The organism is Denitromonas ohlonensis, assembly GCF_007625205.1.
GTDB classification, from domain to species: Bacteria; Pseudomonadota; Gammaproteobacteria; order Burkholderiales; family Rhodocyclaceae; genus Nitrogeniibacter; species Nitrogeniibacter ohlonensis.
Genome location: NZ_VMNI01000007.1, coordinates 518,064 through 535,616, shown reverse-complemented (window position 1 = coordinate 535,616; position 17,553 = coordinate 518,064). Strand labels below are relative to the sequence as shown.

The following is a 17,553-nucleotide window of genomic DNA, read 5'->3' as shown; positions in this document are numbered from 1 at the left end:
AGAACCCATGACGCCTCATCGCGCGGGCGCCCTTTACGTGGCGCTGTCGGCCACTTGCTTCGGCGCCATGGCAATTTTCGCCAAGTACGCCTACCTCGATGGCGTGGACGTGGCGACGCTCTTGCTCCTGCGCTTTTCGATCGCGGCCGTGATCATGATTGCGCTGGTTGTCGTGCAGCGCCGGGTGTGGCCGCGGGGGCTCAACCTGGGCTTGCTCGCTGCCATGGGCGGCATCGGCTATGTTGGACAGTCCTTCAGCTTTTTCTCAGCGCTCGAGTTCGCGTCCGCGGCCCTGGTGGCGCTGTTGCTCTACCTGCATCCATTTATCGTGACCGTACTCAGCGCGGTCTTTTTCGGACAGGCGCTGACGCAGGTTCGGATAGTGGCAGTGCTTGCGGCGCTGGTGGGGACAGCCCTGGTCATTGGCGCCGATGTGTCGGGGCAGCCCATGGGCATCGCGCTGGGCGTAGCGGCAGCGCTGATCTATTCGGCCTATCTGCTGACCGCAAACCGCGTGATGCGCCAGGAAGACCCCGTCGCGGCGAGCACTGTGGTCATGAGTTCGGCCGCGGTGGTGCTCTGTGTCATGGCGGCCTTCAATGGCCCGCAGCTTCCCCAGAGCACGTCGGGTTGGGCGGCCATTCTGGCGATCGCCTGTGTTTCAACTGTGGTTGCCATGGTGTGCCTGTTCATCGGCATCCAGCGTCTGGGCGCTGCGGATACCGCTACGCTCTCAACGCTCGAACCGGTGGTGACCACCGTTCTGGCTGCGGTTTTTCTGGGCGAGCAAATCAGCAGTATTCAGGTCGTTGGCGGCATGGTGATTCTCGCCGCGGTTATTGTGCTGGCGCGCTATGGTCAGCCGGTGCCTCGCTCGACGGCCCAATAAAAAAGCGCGCAGACTTCGCTGCGCGCTAAAAAAACCCTTACCTGGAGGAGTGCGGATGTCGCGGAGACATCCGACGCCTGAACCTTAAAGGCAATCAAAAACCGATGGTTTGACTTGGATTAAACCCGGGCGCCTTAGGCAACGTGGCCGGCCGCGGAAGGTGTATCGATGCGGCGCAGGCCATTGGCGTGTTCGGACAGGTGGCGTACATAGTTTTCCGCGCTGGCGACCAATCCGGCCACTTCTTCTTCGGTGAGGCTGCGGATGATGCGCCCGGGCGAGCCAACGACCAGCGAATAATCCGGAATCTCGCGCCCTTCTGGGATCAGGGCGTTGGCGCCAATCAGGCAACCGCGACCAATCTTGGCGCCATTGAGAACGATGGCGTTAATGCCGATCAACGATCCGTCCCCGATCTCACAGCCATGCAACATCGCCATGTGGCCAATGGTGACATTGGCACCGATGGTCAGCGGCACACCGTCGTCGGTATGCAGCACCGAGCCATCCTGCACATTGGAGTTGTCGCCGATGGTGATGGGGTCGTTGTCACCGCGCAGCACCGAGTTGTACCAGATGCTGACATTTCGGCCGAGTACGACCCGACCCAGCACGGTTGCATTGTCGGCCACCCAGCTGCCGGCAGCCAGGGTCGGGATTCGATCATCCAGTGCGTAAATCGCCATTTTTCGTCCTCTCTGCTCGGGCGTCTGCGCGCCTGTTGACCGGTTTTCGGCGGTCAGAAAAACGGCAATCATATCAAGCATATGCTGCACTGCAAACTGAAAAATCCGTTTGAAACGCGGCATTGAGAGGCGATTGGACAGTGTCGGTGATAGCATGCCGGCTCATCCGGTTTTTGCGAATCGCGCGCCAATGCTCAGTTATCGCCATGCGTACCATGCGGGCAATCATGCCGACGTCTTAAAGCACTTGACCCTGGTGCTGACGCTGGATTACTTCAACCAGAAACCCGCACCATACTGGTACATCGACACCCACGCCGGACCCGGCAGTTATCGGCTCGACCAGGGTCCTGCCGCGCGCACGGGCGAGTTTGAAACCGGTATTGGAAAAATTGCCGGGATCAAACCGCGGCCGAAGTCGGTACAGCGTTTTCTTGAGTCCGTGGGATGCCTCGGCAAAACCGGTTTGCCGACGAGTTATCCAGGCTCGCCGGACATTGCCCAACGCCTGCTGCGCGACACCGATCGTTTGCGCTTGTTTGAACTCCATCCGACCGACTTCGACGCCCTTGACAAGCACTTTGCACATGTCGGCCGGCGGGCGCAGGTAAAGAAGACGGATGGCTTTGCCGCGCTCAAGGCCTTGCTGCCGCCGCCAACGCGCCGAGCGGTGGTGCTGATCGACCCGCCCTATGAAGTCAAACAGGACTACGACACGCTGATCGCGACGCTGGAGGACGGCCTCAAGCGCTTTCCAACCGGGTGCTTCCTGGTCTGGTACCCGATTATCGGGCGTCCCGAATCTCGCCGCCTGCCAAAGAAATTGCTCAAACTGGGCGCCTCGACACAAAGCTGGCTGCACGCGACGCTTGAAGTCGCACCGCCCGCCGCCGATGGCCTGGGCATGACCGGCAGCGGTATGTTTGTTCTGAATCCACCGTGGACACTGGCTGAGCAATTAGCAGAAGCCTTGCCGTGGTTGTGTCAGCACATGGGTGCCGGCGCGCCTGCCCGGTATCAGCTTGATAGTCACAGCACCTGAGGAGATCACATGGCCGCCGCTCAACACAGCGATCTACTGGCCTTGCGTGACGCGCTTCGTGCTTTTGCCGAGGCCCGCGACTGGGGGCAGTTTCACACACCCAAAAACCTCGCCATGGCCTTGATCGGTGAGGCTGCGGAGGTGGTGGAGCATTTTCAGTGGCGAACCGCGGAAGCGTCGGCGGCGTTGCCGGCGGCTGATCGCGCGGAGGTTGCGCTCGAACTGGCGGATGTGCTGCTGTATCTGGTGCGCCTCGCCGACGTGCTGGAGGTCGATCTCGCCGATGCGGCGCAGCGCAAACTGGCCATCAATGAGTCGCGCTATCCGGTCGACAAGGCGCATGGCCGGGCCGATAAATACACCCAGCTATGAGCCAAAGCCAATGCCCGGGCCGCGTTGGTCCGGGCCCCGCGCCGAGATTCAGACCCAGACGACTTCGTCGAGTGTGATGTCCACGATCAAATCATTCGACAACGCTTCGAGGTCCGACTGCAATGCCGCGGCATCCAGATCCTGCCCGCCTTGCAGACTCGCCTTGGCGTGGAACATGGTCTCGCCCGACATGGGCGCACTCGAGGTGAGCGTGCTGAGCTCCTCAACGTTGACGGCGTGTCGCAAGAGCACTTGCGACACCTCGCGTACGATGCCAAGACGATCCTGGCCAACCAGGGTCAGATGCAAACGACGCGCGGTTTCAGCGGCGGGGGTGTCTGTGGCACTGGTGACCGTGACCTTGAGCGCGGTCATGCCGGTGAGCGCGGCAATCAAACCATCGGCCGCGTCTTCCGGGACCGTGACACGCAAAATTCCGGCAAACTTGCCCGCAAGTTGCGCCATCGATGATTCCAGCCAATTGCCGCCGGCCTCGCTGATGGTGGTGGACAGGGCTTCAACCAGACCCGGGCGATCATCGCCGATAGCGGTCAGAACAAGGTTACGCATGAGGCAACACTCCTGTCGAAATGATGTGTCGATTGTAGGCGAAAGCCGGCCGCGGCTGTCGGCGGGGGCGCAATGATCACCCTTTGGGACATTCTGCCGCTGTTGGCATTGGGTGGCGTCGCCTGGTACTGGATGGATTCGCTAAAGGCACGCGAGACCGCGCTGACGTCCGCCCGCTCCGCGTGTTCACTGCGAGGCTTTCAGTTTCTGGATGAAACCGTCGCCACCGAGCGTACACGCTTTGCGCGTAACGCAAACGGGCAGATGGTACTGAGGCGGGTGTATCGATTCGAGTTCTCGGACACCGGCGACAATCGTCGCCCGGGCTCGGTGGTCATGCTTGGCCGCTACGTGGAAATGGTGCAGATGGCGGGCGTGCTCGAAGCGATCAAGTAATTCAGAGCGCGTCGCCTGCGGCAACGGCCGATGACCACGCCCACTGGAAGTTGTACCCCCCAAGGTGACCGGTGACATCGACCACTTCACCAATAAAGTAGAGGCCAGGCTGCGTCAGTGCGCCCAGGGTTTTCGACGACAGCGCGCGGGTGTCGACGCCGCCTAGCGTGACCTCTGCCTTGGAGAAACCTTGAGTCCCCGAGGGGGCAAGAGACCAGTTGGCCAGCGCCTCGGCGATCGCCTTGCGTTCTTTTGCCCCGATTTGCTTGAGGGGCCGCTCCCAGCCATGCAGTTCGCACCAGGCTTTGGCAAAACGCTTGGGTAGCACCTCACCCAGCAGATTTCCGAGCAGTGCGTTGCTGTCGCCGTGCTCGGCGAGCCAATCAACGGCGTCGTCATCGGGGAGCAGATCGAGGCGAACCGGCGCCGGGTGTCCGGTGGCGCAAACATATTGCCAGTAGCTCGAGATCTGCAAAATTGCCGGGCCGGAGAGGCCGCGATGCGTGATCAAGGCGCGCTCGCGAAATTCGCCATCACCACAACGGGCGACCACATCGAAGGCGGCGCCCGCCAGCGGGGCGAGTGCCGACAGCGTCTCCGAATCCAGCGTCAGCGGCACCAGGGCAGGGCGGGGCGACACCACGGGGAGGTCAAACTGCGTCGCGATGCGGTAGCCCAGATCGGTGGCGCCGATTTTCGGGATCGAGAGACCGCCGGTGGCCACGACCAGGGCTGCGGCGTCGAAGTCGCCATGACCGGTACGCACCAAAAACCGATTCTTGTCGGCACGACCGACGGAATCGACCTTGACCGGCATCGCCCAATCGACCTGTCCGTCCGTACACTCTTGCACCAGCAGGTCGATGATCTGCTGGCTGCTGTCATCGCAAAACAACTGCCCGAGCGTCTTCTCGTGATAGCGAATGCCGTAGCGCTCAACCAGCGCAATAAAATGCTGCGGGCTGTAGCGCGCCAACGCCGAGCGGCAAAAGTGCGGATTCTGCGAGAGGAAATTGCTGGCGCCGACCACCCGATTGGTAAAGTTGCAGCGTCCGCCCCCCGAGATTCGAATCTTCTCGGCCAGCGATGTGGCGTGATCGATGATGAGCACTTGGCGGCCACGCTGGGCAGCGCGCGCGGCGCACATCATGCCTGCTGCACCTGCGCCGATCACGATGGCGTCGTAGCTGCGTTTCACCGGGATATCGCCTTGTCAGGATGGAAGCGGCGAAGCTTAGCGACGCGACGCCCATGATGCAATCCGCGGCCACCGCTTTCGACGATGGGCTTGTCGCCGGATAGTCCGCGTGTCTTAATGGCGTATGCGCACGGAGGCTTCGCCGTGAGCCGTCGATGAATCCACGCATTCGTTCGCTTGGTCCGCAACATGTCCGCACCGGCCAACGGGATGACAGGAGGCCGCATGAGCAACAAGCGCTTGACGGAAAACGTATTAGGACAAAATCTTGCCAGCCTCGACGGCTGGCAACTGAACCCCGACAAAACAGCGATTTCCCGCAGTTTCCGTTTTCGGGATTTCAACGCCGCGTTCGGCTTCATGAGCCAGATTGCCCTGATGGCCGAGCGTCTGGATCACCACCCTGACTGGTCAAACGTCTACAACCGCGTCGATATCACGCTGACAACGCACGACGCTGGCGGCTTGTCGGAAAAAGACATGGTAATGGCGCGATTCATCAATGATCTTGCGATGTGATGCGCTGCGTCATGAACGCGCGCCGTCCTGGTGGTAAGCTCCCAGAAAAGACGGCGTGAAGTCAGGGAGCTCCGACAAAAAACAGACCGAAAGGAGCGGCCGTCAGGGAGAGCAAATGAAGCAGATCGAATGGCGCGCGTTCCCCTATGGGGACCGCGTTTATCGCTATACGGGCTCGTCGCTTGAAGCCCATTGGTCCGTTTTGCACAGCGGTGATCGCGAAGCATTTCCCGACGCGCAGCGCTTGGCTGATCAACTTGAACGCTGCGGCCCGGGCTTGTCAACCGACGCCGATCCCAACAATCTGGCCGAGATGCTGCAATCTGCCTGGCGCGACTACCACGCAGGTGATTTTTGTGCCGCGATGACCACAGGCCAGGCGGCTGGCCCCATCGGCGCAGTCGTGGCAGGCAGAGCCGCCATCGCCTACGCCATGCATCTTGAGAGCGACCCCGAACGTGTACTTACCTTGCTCTGCGATACCGCAAGCCACTGTGAGCGCCTGAGCCAGATTGATCCGGGCTGGGCGAATGTCTGGTACACCCATGCACTTGCGCTTGCGCGCTACAGCCAACAGATTTCAGTGGTCAAGGCGCTGGGGCGGGGGCTGGGCGGCAAAGTGCGTCAGAGCCTGATGATTGCCATTGCGCTGGAGCCCGACCACGCAGCCGCGCACGCCGCGCTGGGCGGTTACCATATTGAAGTCGTAGATAAAGTCGGTAGCGTAGTGGGGCGTCTGACCCACGGCGCCAGCCGAGCCTTGGGCTTGCGGCATTTCGAGCGGGCAATTGTCCTCGACCCCGACTCACCAAGCATCCGGATTGCCTACGCCAACGCCTTGTCGATGAATCGCCGCAGCCGAAAGAGTGTCGCCATCGAGCGGAATATGTCTGCCGCCGCCATGTGCCGACCGCTCGACGCGATCGCGCATCTTGACGCGGATCGGGCAAGAACATTGCTCGAAGGGGTCGGCGTATAAAAAAACCGGCGCGAACGCCGGTTTTTCGTTGCTGCCCCAGGGGTTTAAACCGCCTCGAGCGCTTGCGCCAGATCCGCAAGAATATCGTCGATATGCTCGATGCCGATCGACAAGCGCACCATGTCTTCCGAAACGCCTGCCTTTTCGAGCTCGGCTGCCGAGAGCTGACGATGCGTCGTGCTGGCAGGATGGCAGGCGAGTGATTTTGCATCGCCGATGTTAACCAAGCGGGTCACCAGCTTGAGGGCATCCTGGAAACGGCCGCCGGCCGCCAGGCCGCCTTTGACGCCGAACGACAAGATGCCCGATGCGCGGCCGCCCATGTATTTTTCGACCAGACCGAAGTCTTTGTGGTTGGGCAAACCCGCGTAGTTCACCCACTCGACCTTGTCATGGCCTTGCAGGAACTCGGCAACACGTACCGTGTTTTCGCAGATCCGATCCATGCGTAGCGCGACCGTTTCGATGCCTTGCAGAATCAGGAAAGCATTGAACGGACTGATCGCCGCGCCCATGTTGCGCAGGGGCACGACGCGTGCCCGCGCAATGAACGCCGCCGCACCAAGTGCTTCGGTGTAGACCACGCCGTGATACGACGGGTCGGGCTCGTTCAGACGCTTGAAGCGTGTTTTGTGCTCGGCCCAGGGAAACTTGCCCGAATCAACAATCATGCCGCCAATGGAGGTGCCGTGGCCGCCAAGGTATTTGGTGAGCGAGTGCACAACAATGTCGGCACCATGTTCGATTGGCCGGCACAGGTAAGGGGTCGGTACGGTGTTGTCGACGATGACGGGGATGCCGTTTCGGTGGGCAATTTCTACCAGGCGCTCGAAGTCGGTGATGTTGCCCAGCGGATTGCCGACCGATTCGCAAAAAATGGCCTTGGTCCGTTCGTCGATCAGACTCTCGAACTGCTCGGGATTCCGATAGTCGGCAAAGCGAACGTTGATGCCCATCTGGGGCAGGGTGTGTGCGAAGAGGTTATAGGTGCCGCCATAGAGCGTCGATGCCGAAACGATGTTGTCGCCCGCTTCGGTGATGGTCTGGATCGCGTAAGTAATTGCGGCCATGCCGGACGCCAGCGCCAAGCCAGCAATGCCGCCTTCCATGGCCGCCACCCGCGCCTCTAGCACCGACTGCGTCGGATTCATGATGCGGGTGTAGATATTGCCCTCGACCTTGAGGTCGAACAGGTCGGCACCATGCTGCGTATCGTTGAATGCGTATGACGTGGTCTGATAGATCGGCACCGCCACCGCGTTGGTTGTCGGGTCAGGTGAATAGCCGCCATGGACAGCCAAGGTCTCAAGTTTCATCGATGCGCCCCTCTACACGTCAGGAAAACCGCGAGTATATCAAGCCACCCCAACGGCCGGCGGCAAGACCGGCTTTCTCGTCAGTCAGAAGTTGACCCGGTGCAAATTCGGGACTAGAAACAAAGTTCAAGTGGCATAAAAAAGCCACGCGGCCAACTAGGCTCGGTAGCGCAGGGCGCCACCTGACTGGCCAGAAAACATTGACGGAGGAGAATGAGATGATTGCGTCGACCGACCGCATGGCGGGATGGCTTGAGGTTGTGGCAGCACCGATCTGGTCACGGGCAGCTTCAACAATCCGGATTCATCCTGTCTGCATGCATCACTGCACCTGCCACGCTATCTCATTGAATGGACGCTGGGTCTGCTCCAGTGACGGTAGCCTGACGATTTTCCACAGCCGCCAATCGGCTGAGCATTTTCTCGAACTGGCGCACATTGATCACTACGAACTGGGTGAGGAGGCGGAGCTCTCAGAAGACGTGTCCCTAAAGACCCAATGTGTGTCCTTCCGTCCGCGAAAAGGTTTGGTTTCGTGCCGCATGCGTTGCAGCGGTGAGAGTGCGCTGGCGTCGTGATGCGTTCAGAAGTGTTCGTTTGAAGCAAGAATGGCAGCCGTGAGAACCGCTGCCATTTTTGTATCAAACGCCACCAGAAGAATTCGCTCAGGGCCCGTTTGTGCCTTCAATGCCGCATGGCACTGCGTGACCGCGAGACGAGCCGCCAGCTCGGCTGGAAAACCGTACACGCCGCAACTGATGGCGGGGAAGGCGATACTTTGCACGCCGTTTTGCGCCGCCAATGCCAGGCTATTCCGATAACACGCCCTCAAGCGCCCTTCTTCGTCGTGCTGGCCGCCGTGCCACACCGGGCCCACGGTATGGATGATCCACCGAGACGGTAATTGAAAACCCGGCGTAATCCTCGCTTCGCCAGTGGGGCATCCGCCCAGTTTGCGACAGCAGTCGAGCAGCTCAGTCCCCGCAGCACGATGAATCGCGCCGTCAACGCCACCGCCGCCAAGCAAGGATTCGTTGGCGGCATTCACGATGGCATCAAGCGCCAGCGTGGTGATATCTCCCTGCCAGACAGACAAGCCAACCTTATGCATGGGTTTGATTCCAGTACAAATGACACCGTTCATTGTGTACCAGCCAGACAACTGCGTCGAACCTGGCAGTTAGACGTAGCGTGCTCGAAATGCCCACAGCGCAGGAGCGGGCATTGGGTTCGGAACACGTTGCCGAACGTGACGATAAACACGCATCTCAACACGCACAGATCGGTTGACATAATACAAATTATCGCGGTTTTACCCGTGTGAGAGATTGCGCAAAATTTCGATACGCCATGGCCCACAACCGAGTCACGGCGTTTCGATCGAACACGTCATGCCGGGTCCAACGTCTCGCCACGTTCTGCGCTATCGACCAACGTCTTTCACGATTGCTGTAATGATATCGACGTCGCGTTCAACCGCGGCCTTTTGAACGACCTCGGCCTTGCTTGACGCGCGACGACTCACGCTGGATTGACGTACCGATTTCGTTGCACGGCGTTTGTCGGCGCGGGTCGGCTTTCGGTTCGCGCGTGGTTTGATCTGCGCCGTGGCATTTTCCGGTGGCAATTTGGCAATCGCGCTTACGGGCTCTGCCACCGAGTGCTTCGATGGCACGATCTCGCCATCCTGAGTCGCCACCGTTTGGCTGAGCGGCTCTGTTTGCGGCTGAGGCGTCTCAACAATTACTGCAGCAGTGTTGTTCGTAGATGACCCAGGCAATACCAACGGTCTGTCACCTGTCATCTCATCGGCGTGCTTGACGTCAGCAATGGGCGACATTGGCTGCACGACGATAGGCGAAACCGTCGCGAGACTGTCTGTCCAACGACTCCCGAACGAAAAATGTCCCGCCGCAAACGACGCCACGACGCCGCCGGTAATTGCGGCAAGCGCAAGCATCGGGATCAGCAACCCTGGTCGTCGCGACGGCGCGTGAGACGCCCGACTTGTCGGATCGAGGTCTTTCAGGATGCTGACATGTGACTGGCTGGACTGCGAGCCGCCGATGAGTCGGGGCGCCGCCGATGAGGTCGTTTTCGTATGTTCTGACATTACATTGTCGTAAAAAATAGAAATCAAAATATCCGGATGTCGTAAGATAGCGCTTTTTTGAGTGCCGGAAAAACTTTTGAGAACGACTCGCACAAATTTTTCGCCGAGCGCCCGTTTGAACGGATGGCAGCACGCGTCGTGATCCTGCTGGGTTTGCTGGTCTATTTCTTCGTCATTTTTGGCGCAGTCGTCCTGCTCATGTTTCCTGAGCAGCGAGCTGTCGCGGCATCAAGCTGGCGACAGTCAGCGGGCTCGCTGAGGCTGCGTTTATGGCAATTGTCGAAGCTTGCGGCATCAATGTTCGATGCAACCCGATACAGCTTGCATGATCGGATTGAAAGCGCTTTTGCCTGGGCCATTCGACACCGTGCCGCAGTCCTCTTCGGCGCGGCGATGATTGTTACCCCACCGCTTGCGGCAATATTTCTGCGCGGCCCGACGGTTTTTGATTTCTCTGAGAACGCCTATGTGCCCGACCGCCAGATCGCCGCACTACTCCAGGGTGAGCAATTGGTTCCGCCACCGCCTTTGCCGCCGGACGTGTTTACGACGCGCGAGGTTGAGCAGATTCGCCCTGATGTGATGGATGCCAGCCGCAACTGGTCTCAGCTGGACGATGACTTCACCCGTCGCCTGCTCTTCGTTATCCAGTCCATGCGAGAACGGCATGGCTATGAGATCGCGCTGCTTGAGGGGTACCGAAGCCCGGAGCGCCAGGCCCGTTTGGCCGCATTGGGGTCCCGCGTAACGCAGGCAGTCGCCTACATGAGCTACCACCAATACGGACTGGCGGCAGATTGTGCGTTTGTCCGGGATGGGAAGTTGATCATTTCAGAGAACGATCCATGGGCGATGCGCGGGTATGCGCTTTACGGCGAGTTGGCCGAATCCGTGGGCCTTACCTGGGGTGGTCGATGGCGAATGCGTGATTTCGGCCATGTGGAATTACGGCGGGACGGTGTGCTGGGCAGCACAGCGTCCTGACGGTCGCGGTGCCTGAACCCCTATTGAGTCAGTGGAGATTGTGATGACACGCCCTTTTATTCTGCTGGGAGACAAAACCAGCCACGGCGGAACGGTGATCAGTGCGTCTGGAAGCAGCGATTGCGGTGGTCGAGGAATCGCCCGCGTCGGCGACCAGGTGAGCTGCCCAAAGAAAGGCCATGGTCGCGTGACCACCATCGCCACGGGTGACCCGACGGCGCTGATCGATGGTCGGCCCGCAGCACGCCACGGCGATCTCACCGCCTGCGGTGCATCACTGATTGCCAGCCAGTCCCTGACCACCGATTGAGCCAGCGTTCATCCCCCATGATTGTGTCGGCATTCAAAATAATCGGTGCGAGTCTTCTTGCTGTTGCACTCATCTGGGCGTTGGTGCTGGGCTGGTGGCAAGGGAATGATCACACGCCATCCACCACCGAGTTGTTTCTCTACTTGGGCGCCCTGCCCTTGGCGATTGTCGGTGGATATGCATTGCTGCGCGGCTTTATTGAACATCTCAAAGCGCCGGCGGTTTCTCAGACATCGGCGCCAAGCGACAGCGTCGACCCGTTGGCGAACGGCGCCACACAGACTGCTGAAATTGAGCGTGGCTACACGATCAACCTCGTCGGAGCGTTCGCCATTTCCGGGAGCGGCGATGGCCCGTCGGACATGCTGGCGGCGCAGGCCGCGGGAGTCCGGCCAACGCCGGACGATTCACTTCTCGATGACGCCGGATTTCCGATCTTTACGGCGCGCATTGACGCACTCGACATGGAGGGCATCGGCGAAAGTCTTGCGCAGCACGACGCTTCACTGAACGAAGACATCGGGCGCTCTGAACATCTACGAATGCTCGCACTGGTCGATTCGATTCTTCCCGCGGGGCTCGCCCAGGCACAGGAGGCACTGACGCAGTGCCCTGCCATATCTCGCCTGAATCTGGTGTGGCTTATCCCTCCGGGTCTCGATCCGACACTTTTTCCGCGCTTGCAGTCCTGGCTCGAATCACACTATCTGGCCGCGTTCGAGCCCGCGCAACGGGCACTGAGCCTTCGAGCGGCGTCCAATGAATCCGACGTCATGGCACACATCGACCGAATGGTTCTTGATGCGGCAGGCACCTCAAACGACGAACTCACCATCGTGTTGGCCGCGGCATCATCCATCGGATCACGCACCGCAGCGGCATGGTCTGGCCGCCAGGGCTTGTTCTCGGCCGACCGTCAAAGCGGGCAAATCCCAGGCGAATGCGGGGTATGCCTGCTCTTCGGTCATCCCGACAGCGCGGACACACCAGTCCAACTGACGCGTGTCAGCGCGGCCGAGCGCGAAAAATCAGTCGACGCCGGCGGCCGGATCAGTGGTGCCTTGATTGAGCAACTGATCGCCGGACTACTCGCTGTTCACCGCATTGCGCCAGCCGACATCAAGGCCGTTGTCAGCGACGCAGACCATCGGCAAAGTCGTGTCGGGGAGCTGCTTGACGCCCTGGGCGAGACATTTACCGAGCTCGATCCGCTGGCCGATTGCCCCTGCATCGGCGCCGCGTGCGGCGCAACGCCCCCCTTCGGCGCCCTGCTCGCCCTTGCTTGCGCACATGAACACGCCCTGTCGCTTGCACAGCCTGTCCTTTGCATTAGCCAGCAACATCCCACGGCGCGCTCAGCCGTGCTCCTCCGCCCGATGCCGCTTGTGGCTGGTGGCATGCCCCCTGCCGTTTGACTCGATATTCCGCTCTCATGTCACGACTTCGATCCCTTTTCAGCGACTCCCGGCTTCTCGCCTTCATCGGTATCGGCGCGGCCATGGCCTTCTTCTTTCTCGGTGCAAAAACACTGAAAGTTGCCTTGTTCTGGGCTGCGATTGCCAGCGGCGTGCTCCTTGCGTTGTGGCTTGTCGTCTGGTTTGTTCGCCGACGTCGCGCCCGACGATCAGCCGAAGATCTTGGCGCCATGCTGGAACAACAGGGTGACCACGCCAAGGCGGCGGCCAACGAGGCCGTCAAATCCGACATTGCTGCACTACAGGAGCGCATGCACGCGGCGGTCAAAACCATCAAGAGCTCGCGCCTCGGTCAAACCTCCGGCGCTGCCGCCTTGTATGAGTTGCCGTGGTACATGACCATCGGAAACCCCGCCGCGGGAAAAAGCACCGCCATCGTCAACTCTGGCTTGACGTTTCCGTTTGACGACGGTGGCAGCAGCGTGATCAAAGGGATTGGCGGCACGCGCAACTGCGACTGGTTCTTTACGACGGAAGGCATCCTGCTCGATACCGCCGGCCGGTATTCCATTCACGAAGAAGATCGCGCTGAATGGCTGGGCTTTTTGAGCCTGCTGAAAAAATACCGTCCGCGCGCGCCGATCAACGGGATCATCGTGACGGTCAGCATTGGCGAACTTCTCGGCAACTCACCGAGCTTTGCGATGACCCTGGCCAAGAATCTGCGTCAGCGGGTTCAGGAGCTGACCGAAAACCTCGCGGTCTTTGCGCCGGTGTATGTGCTGTTCAGCAAGGCCGACCTGATTCCGGGCTTTCATGATTTCTTTCATGACCTCGACTGGAATGAACGGGACCGCGTGTGGGGCGCCACCCTCCCCTACGACCCCGCCGGGAACGAAGACGCCATCGCGCAGTTCGATCAACGATTCGACGAACTCTACGAAGGCCTGAGGGCGCTGAGTGTCGCCCAGATGTCGCGCAGCCTGGGTGAAAGCTCGCCACCGGGGCTACTCACCTTTCCGTCTGAATTTGCCAGCATCAAACCCGCGCTGAAAGCCTTTCTGGCCACGCTGTTTGAAGAAAACCCCTTTCAGTTCAAACCGATATTCCGCGGTTTCTACATCACCTCAGCACTTCAGAATGGCGAGACCAAGCCACTGGCGAACGAGCGAATCACGCATAAATTCGGCCTGGTCGGCGATGGTCCCATGCCGGTTCGGGCCACATCGAATCATGGCTTCTTCCTGAAGGATCTTTTCTCGAAGGTCGTCTTTGCCGACAGGAATCTGGTTCGTCAGTATGCCAGTCGATCACGGATGCGCTGGCGCCAGGCGGCGGTCTTCGGCAGCCTGTGCCTGTTTGGACTGATGCTGGGGAGCTGGAGCTGGTCATTCTTGAACAATCGGGAATTGCTCATGAATGTCGAGCAAGACCTGCGTCAGGCGGTCCGCGTTCAGGATGGGCGCCTCGATCTGCAATCGCGTTTTGAAGCCTTGGCGATTCTTCAGGACCGGCTCGGACAACTCGAACGCTTCAACGATACGCATCCGATTTCACTCGGGTTCGGACTCTACCGGGGCGAACAACTCGCGGACAAACTGAGGACCGAGTACTTTGCCGGCGTCAACAACCTCATGCTCAAGCCCGTGCAGCAGAGCCTTGAGGCGTTTTTGATCGAGGTGAACAATCAAGCCGAGAAAACGCCCGCCAAGAACGCTGCCGCACCCACAGCGGGTGGGGCGTATCAGAAGGCCATGCCGACCGAGGTGGACGACGCGTACAACGCGCTCAAGACCTATCTGATGCTGGCCAGCCACGATCATATCGAAGTGGGGCATTTGTCCGACCAGATCACCCGCTTCTGGCGCAGTTGGCTCGAAGCGAATCGCGGCACCATGAGCCGCGAACAGATGATCCGCGCTGCCGAGCGCATTCTGAGCTTCCACCTCGAACACGCCAATCATCCCGAGTGGCCCACGCTCACCAACAATCTGGCGATTGTCGATCAGACCCGGGACAAGTTGCGCCGCGTTGTGCGTGGCATGCCTGCCGCAGAGCGCGTGTATGCCGAACTCAAGGCGCGCGCATCGACACGTTTCCCGCCCCTCACGGTGTCCAATATTGTCGGGGCCGACAATGCGAATCTCGTTTCTGGCAGCTACGTCGTGTCGGGCGCATTTACGGTCGACGCATGGCGCGACTACGTGCAGAGCGCCATCAAGGAAGCGGCCACCAGCGAACACAACAGCGCCGATTGGGTGCTGAAAACCTCGGTCAAGGACGATCTCACGCTCGAAGGCAGTCCTGAGCAGATTCAGAAATCGCTGGTCGCCATGTACAAGCAGGACTATGCCGAAGAATGGACACGCTTTGTGCAGGGAATCAGTGTTAGCGCATTCGAGTCCTTCCCTGCCGCGGTCGCCGGCATGAACCGCCTGGGCGACCCGGCCACATCACCGATTGGCACCTTGATCCAGGTGATTTTCGACCAGACCTCCTGGGATAACCCGTCGATGGCCAATGTGGGCATCGAGCGTGCGCAGAAAGGTTTTGTCGAGTGGTTCAAACGTTCGGTGCTGCGCATGGCGCCAAGTCGGGTCCAGGTCGACGTCAACATGAGCGCAAAGGCGGTTGAGGTGGCCATGGGGCCGATCGGAAAAGAGTTTGCCGGTTTCGGTCGGTTGATGATTTCGCGAGACAGCGCCGAACCGCTTTCGAGTACCTATCTCAAGCAATTGTCCAAGGTCCGCACCCGGCTGAATCAACTTAAAAACCAGGGGGATCCCGGGCCGGGCGCGATCAAGCTACTGCGCGAAACCATCGACGGCGGCGACTCCGAACTGGCCGACACCCTGCGATTTGTTGATGAACAGATGCTCAACGGCATGCCGGACAAGCAGCGCGCCGTGCTACGGCCACTGCTGCTGCGCCCGCTGTTGCAGAGCTTTTCAGCGGTGATTCAACCCGCCGAGCACGAGTTGAACAAGTCTTGGGGAATTCAGGTTTACGAACCCTTCAACCGAAAACTGGCCATCAAATACCCGTTTTCCGCAAAGGCAGGCATTGAAGCCTCACCGCAGGAAATTGCACAGGTCTTTGGTCCTGAGGGCGCCATCGCCAAGTATGTGGATACCACCATGGGCGCGCTTGTCGTGCGCCGAGGCAACACCGTGACACCGCGCACCTGGGGCGATCTGGGCATCGCCTTGCAAAGCGACTTCATGACCGGTTTCTCGCGCTGGGTGTCGTCGCTTGACGGCGCGGCCGCCAATGGAGCGGACGGCAGCGCACAGCCGCAGACGGTCTTCATGCTCCGACCGCTGCCCGTGCCCGGCGCGACGGGCTACGTCATCGAGATCGATGGTCAGAAACTCGACTACCGCAACGGTCCAGCGCAGTGGGCGAACTTTGTGTGGCCCAATGCCGCCGGCCTTCCTGGCGCGCGAATCGTCTCAACAGCCTTCGACGGCCGATCGATCGAACTGGTGAATTTCCCCGGTCGCTTTGGCCTGGAGAAAATGATCAACTCGGCCCAGCGCGAGAGGCAGCCCGACAACAGCTTCCGCTTGTCGTGGTCTCGCGATGGCATCGAGGTCAGTGTCGATCTGCGCGTCATCAGCAGTGCCCAGGCACAAGCCGCGCCCAGCGACGGCAAAGCGCCACAGCGCGGCCTTGGCGGTGTGGTACTGCCAGCCGAAATCGCCGGACAGCACCGCCGGCCTGCCGATGAACCGGTCTCAACGCCTGCCGTGGCCATGTCAAGCACGGGAGCCGCGCAATGACCCACGCGTCCGCACCAGCCACCTGCTTCGGCAAACTGCCCAGCCGCGGGGATTTCGTGAAGGGACCCAACCAGCACAGCCTGACCCGCATGCTTGACCGGTGGCTCTCCGCCGCCATGGAACTGCTCTCTGAAGACCCGCGCTGGAAAATCGCCTATGACGAAGCACCAGCGGTCGATTTCGCCTTTGTCGGCCCGCGCAGTCGTCTGTCGGTGATTGGTCACTTGCGTCCCAGTCAGGATGCCTCGGGGCGACGCTTCCCCTTCCTGACCGTCGCCACCATCGAGCGCGACGATCTGCTCATGTTCCGCTGCGGCCCGGCCGGTTTGTCGCGTCCCTTTGGTCAGCTTCGTGCGGTAGCGCGCGGCGCCTTGTCCGGTACCGATCTGGCACAAACACTCGCCGAACTCGCCGCGTTGAGCTGCGCCGACGATTTCGCGGTGGCCGTGGCGGCTGACCCCTTGGGGCACTTCGTGCGCGGCACCTCCATCGCCCGTTTTGCTGAAATGATCTCAGCGGAGACCACCCCCGATGCGGTTCGACGAATCATTCTGGCGATCGGTTTATTGATGCGACCGGTACTGGGCAGCGGTGGAAGCCCCATCGAAAAAGCCCTCGTACTGCCCTTGCCCGACAGCGAACAACACCGCAACCTCGCCGCCAGTTTCTGGCTGTACCTGGTCACCGCGTTCCTGCGAAAGACGAGCTGCGAGCTGCAAGTGCTGATCGCGCGCGATGCGCGCGGCGCGCGCCTGGTGATCGGCTTCAATGGCGCATCGTCCCGTACGCTGCTGACCGTGATGTCTCCTCAGAGCATGCCGGAGCACGTCATTGTTCTCGACGACCCGGAATGGATCGAACAACACGACATGTTGCTCGATGACTATGGCATCGCAAAACTGTCGTCCTATCTTCACCAGAGCGAAACGACGCTGGAGTCTGCAGTGAATACGTTTCGCGAAGTTTTTCTTGGGGAATGAGC

The 17,553-nt window shown here is 60.3% G+C and carries 18 protein-coding genes; 12 read left to right on the top strand and 6 right to left on the bottom strand.

Features of this window, described 5'->3' with window-relative positions; translation table 11 throughout:
* Window positions 1-7: 7 nt before the first annotated feature.
* Window positions 8-889, top strand: coding sequence for a DMT family transporter (locus FHP89_RS09755; RefSeq protein ID WP_222105348.1), 882 nt, complete (start codon window positions 8-10; stop codon window positions 887-889).
* 134 nt (window positions 890-1,023) lie between these two features.
* Here the strand turns inward: FHP89_RS09755 and FHP89_RS09750 are convergent, their stop codons facing one another.
* Window positions 1,024-1,575 (bottom strand): gamma carbonic anhydrase family protein, encoded by a 552-nt coding sequence (locus FHP89_RS09750; RefSeq protein ID WP_144173818.1) that lies wholly within the window; start codon window positions 1,573-1,575, stop codon window positions 1,024-1,026.
* A gap of 109 nt (window positions 1,576-1,684) precedes the next feature.
* On the opposite strand from FHP89_RS09750, the gene FHP89_RS09745 reads away from it, so the two are divergent.
* Both FHP89_RS09745 and FHP89_RS09740 read left to right on the top strand, forming a co-directional pair.
* Complete coding sequence (locus FHP89_RS09745) at window positions 1,685-2,617, top strand: 23S rRNA (adenine(2030)-N(6))-methyltransferase RlmJ (protein ID WP_313792162.1); 933 nt, start codon at window positions 1,685-1,687, stop codon at window positions 2,615-2,617.
* A 9-nt stretch (window positions 2,618-2,626) separates the two neighbouring features.
* A complete protein-coding gene (locus FHP89_RS09740; RefSeq protein ID WP_144173635.1) occupies window positions 2,627-2,989 on the top strand; it encodes a nucleotide pyrophosphohydrolase in 363 nt (120 codons plus the stop codon).
* A gap of 48 nt (window positions 2,990-3,037) precedes the next feature.
* On the opposite strand, the gene FHP89_RS09735 is transcribed toward FHP89_RS09740, so the two are convergent.
* A complete protein-coding gene (locus FHP89_RS09735; protein WP_144173633.1) occupies window positions 3,038-3,559 on the bottom strand; it encodes a glycine cleavage system protein R in 522 nt (173 codons plus the stop codon).
* 72 nt (window positions 3,560-3,631) lie between these two features.
* On the opposite strand from FHP89_RS09735, the gene FHP89_RS09730 reads away from it, so the two are divergent.
* A complete protein-coding gene (locus FHP89_RS09730) occupies window positions 3,632-3,955 on the top strand; it encodes a DUF3301 domain-containing protein (RefSeq protein ID WP_144173631.1) in 324 nt (107 codons plus the stop codon).
* Between the two features lies 1 nt (window position 3,956).
* Here the strand turns inward: FHP89_RS09730 and FHP89_RS09725 are convergent, their stop codons facing one another.
* A complete protein-coding gene (locus tag FHP89_RS09725; protein ID WP_260851546.1) occupies window positions 3,957-5,153 on the bottom strand; it encodes a BaiN/RdsA family NAD(P)/FAD-dependent oxidoreductase in 1,197 nt (398 codons plus the stop codon).
* A gap of 225 nt (window positions 5,154-5,378) precedes the next feature.
* Here FHP89_RS09725 and FHP89_RS09720 point away from each other — a divergent pair, with 225 nt between their 5' ends.
* Together FHP89_RS09720 and FHP89_RS09715 are read left to right on the top strand one after the other, a co-directional pair.
* Window positions 5,379-5,672, top strand: coding sequence for a 4a-hydroxytetrahydrobiopterin dehydratase (locus FHP89_RS09720; protein WP_144173629.1), 294 nt, complete (start codon window positions 5,379-5,381; stop codon window positions 5,670-5,672).
* Between the two features lie 115 nt (window positions 5,673-5,787).
* Window positions 5,788-6,651, top strand: a complete 864-nt coding sequence (locus tag FHP89_RS09715) for a hypothetical protein (protein ID WP_222105347.1) — start codon at window positions 5,788-5,790, stop codon at window positions 6,649-6,651.
* Between the two features lie 44 nt (window positions 6,652-6,695).
* Here the strand turns inward: FHP89_RS09715 and FHP89_RS09710 are convergent, their stop codons facing one another.
* Window positions 6,696-7,967: an O-acetylhomoserine aminocarboxypropyltransferase/cysteine synthase family protein gene (locus FHP89_RS09710; RefSeq protein WP_144173627.1), complete on the bottom strand. Its 1,272-nt coding sequence runs from the start codon at window positions 7,965-7,967 to the stop codon at window positions 6,696-6,698.
* A 218-nt stretch (window positions 7,968-8,185) separates the two neighbouring features.
* On the opposite strand from FHP89_RS09710, the gene FHP89_RS09705 reads away from it, so the two are divergent.
* Window positions 8,186-8,545: a hypothetical protein gene (locus tag FHP89_RS09705; RefSeq protein ID WP_144173625.1), complete on the top strand. Its 360-nt coding sequence runs from the start codon at window positions 8,186-8,188 to the stop codon at window positions 8,543-8,545.
* Window positions 8,546-8,550: 5 nt separating this feature from the next.
* Here FHP89_RS09705 and FHP89_RS09700 read toward each other — a convergent pair whose 3' ends face one another.
* Complete coding sequence (locus tag FHP89_RS09700; RefSeq protein ID WP_144173623.1) at window positions 8,551-9,078, bottom strand: O-acetyl-ADP-ribose deacetylase; 528 nt, start codon at window positions 9,076-9,078, stop codon at window positions 8,551-8,553.
* A gap of 312 nt (window positions 9,079-9,390) precedes the next feature.
* A complete protein-coding gene (locus tag FHP89_RS09695) occupies window positions 9,391-10,173 on the bottom strand; it encodes a hypothetical protein (protein ID WP_144173621.1) in 783 nt (260 codons plus the stop codon).
* Here FHP89_RS09695 and FHP89_RS09690 point away from each other — a divergent pair.
* The 5 genes from FHP89_RS09690 to tagF are packed head-to-tail and all read left to right on the top strand — an operon-like array spanning window position 10,138 to window position 17,551.
* Window positions 10,138-11,064, top strand: coding sequence for a M15 family metallopeptidase (locus tag FHP89_RS09690; protein ID WP_260851545.1), 927 nt, complete (start codon window positions 10,138-10,140; stop codon window positions 11,062-11,064). The two genes, FHP89_RS09695 and FHP89_RS09690, sit on opposite strands and share 36 nt — an antisense overlap.
* Window positions 11,065-11,107: 43 nt before the next feature.
* Window positions 11,108-11,374, top strand: coding sequence for a PAAR domain-containing protein (locus FHP89_RS09685; RefSeq protein ID WP_144173619.1), 267 nt, complete (start codon window positions 11,108-11,110; stop codon window positions 11,372-11,374).
* Window positions 11,371-12,789: a hypothetical protein gene (locus FHP89_RS09680; protein WP_144173618.1), complete on the top strand. Its 1,419-nt coding sequence runs from the start codon at window positions 11,371-11,373 to the stop codon at window positions 12,787-12,789. Before FHP89_RS09685 ends, FHP89_RS09680 begins: the two co-directional genes overlap by 4 nt.
* 17 nt (window positions 12,790-12,806) lie before the next feature.
* Window positions 12,807-16,571 carry a type VI secretion system membrane subunit TssM gene (tssM, locus tag FHP89_RS09675; RefSeq protein ID WP_144173616.1) on the top strand — a complete coding sequence of 1,255 codons (3,765 nt, stop codon included), beginning with the start codon at window positions 12,807-12,809 and terminating at the stop codon, window positions 16,569-16,571.
* Window positions 16,568-17,551, top strand: coding sequence for a type VI secretion system-associated protein TagF (gene tagF, locus FHP89_RS09670; protein WP_144173614.1), 984 nt, complete (start codon window positions 16,568-16,570; stop codon window positions 17,549-17,551). The genes tssM and tagF overlap by 4 nt, the downstream gene beginning before the upstream one ends.
* The last annotated feature ends 2 nt before the right edge of the window (window positions 17,552-17,553 follow it).

Excerpts from the sequence above, each read along its gene's own strand:
- tssM (WP_144173616.1), top strand. The coding sequence starts at position 12,807 with ATGTCACGACTTCGATCCCTTTTCAGCGACTCCCGGCTTCTCGCCTTC.
- FHP89_RS09735 (WP_144173633.1), bottom strand. The coding sequence starts at position 3,559 with ATGCGTAACCTTGTTCTGACCGCTATCGGCGATGATCGCCCGGGTCTG.
- FHP89_RS09740 (WP_144173635.1), top strand. The coding sequence starts at position 2,627 with ATGGCCGCCGCTCAACACAGCGATCTACTGGCCTTGCGTGACGCGCTT.
- FHP89_RS09710 (WP_144173627.1), bottom strand. The coding sequence starts at position 7,967 with ATGAAACTTGAGACCTTGGCTGTCCATGGCGGCTATTCACCTGACCCG.
- FHP89_RS09720 (WP_144173629.1), top strand. The coding sequence starts at position 5,379 with ATGAGCAACAAGCGCTTGACGGAAAACGTATTAGGACAAAATCTTGCC.
- FHP89_RS09685 (WP_144173619.1), top strand. The coding sequence starts at position 11,108 with ATGACACGCCCTTTTATTCTGCTGGGAGACAAAACCAGCCACGGCGGA.
- FHP89_RS09750 (WP_144173818.1), bottom strand. The coding sequence starts at position 1,575 with ATGGCGATTTACGCACTGGATGATCGAATCCCGACCCTGGCTGCCGGC.
- FHP89_RS09705 (WP_144173625.1), top strand. The coding sequence starts at position 8,186 with ATGATTGCGTCGACCGACCGCATGGCGGGATGGCTTGAGGTTGTGGCA.
- FHP89_RS09730 (WP_144173631.1), top strand. The coding sequence starts at position 3,632 with ATGATCACCCTTTGGGACATTCTGCCGCTGTTGGCATTGGGTGGCGTC.
- tagF (WP_144173614.1), top strand. The coding sequence starts at position 16,568 with ATGACCCACGCGTCCGCACCAGCCACCTGCTTCGGCAAACTGCCCAGC.
- FHP89_RS09700 (WP_144173623.1), bottom strand. The coding sequence starts at position 9,078 with ATGCATAAGGTTGGCTTGTCTGTCTGGCAGGGAGATATCACCACGCTG.
- FHP89_RS09755 (WP_222105348.1), top strand. The coding sequence starts at position 8 with ATGACGCCTCATCGCGCGGGCGCCCTTTACGTGGCGCTGTCGGCCACT.
- FHP89_RS09715 (WP_222105347.1), top strand. The coding sequence starts at position 5,788 with ATGAAGCAGATCGAATGGCGCGCGTTCCCCTATGGGGACCGCGTTTAT.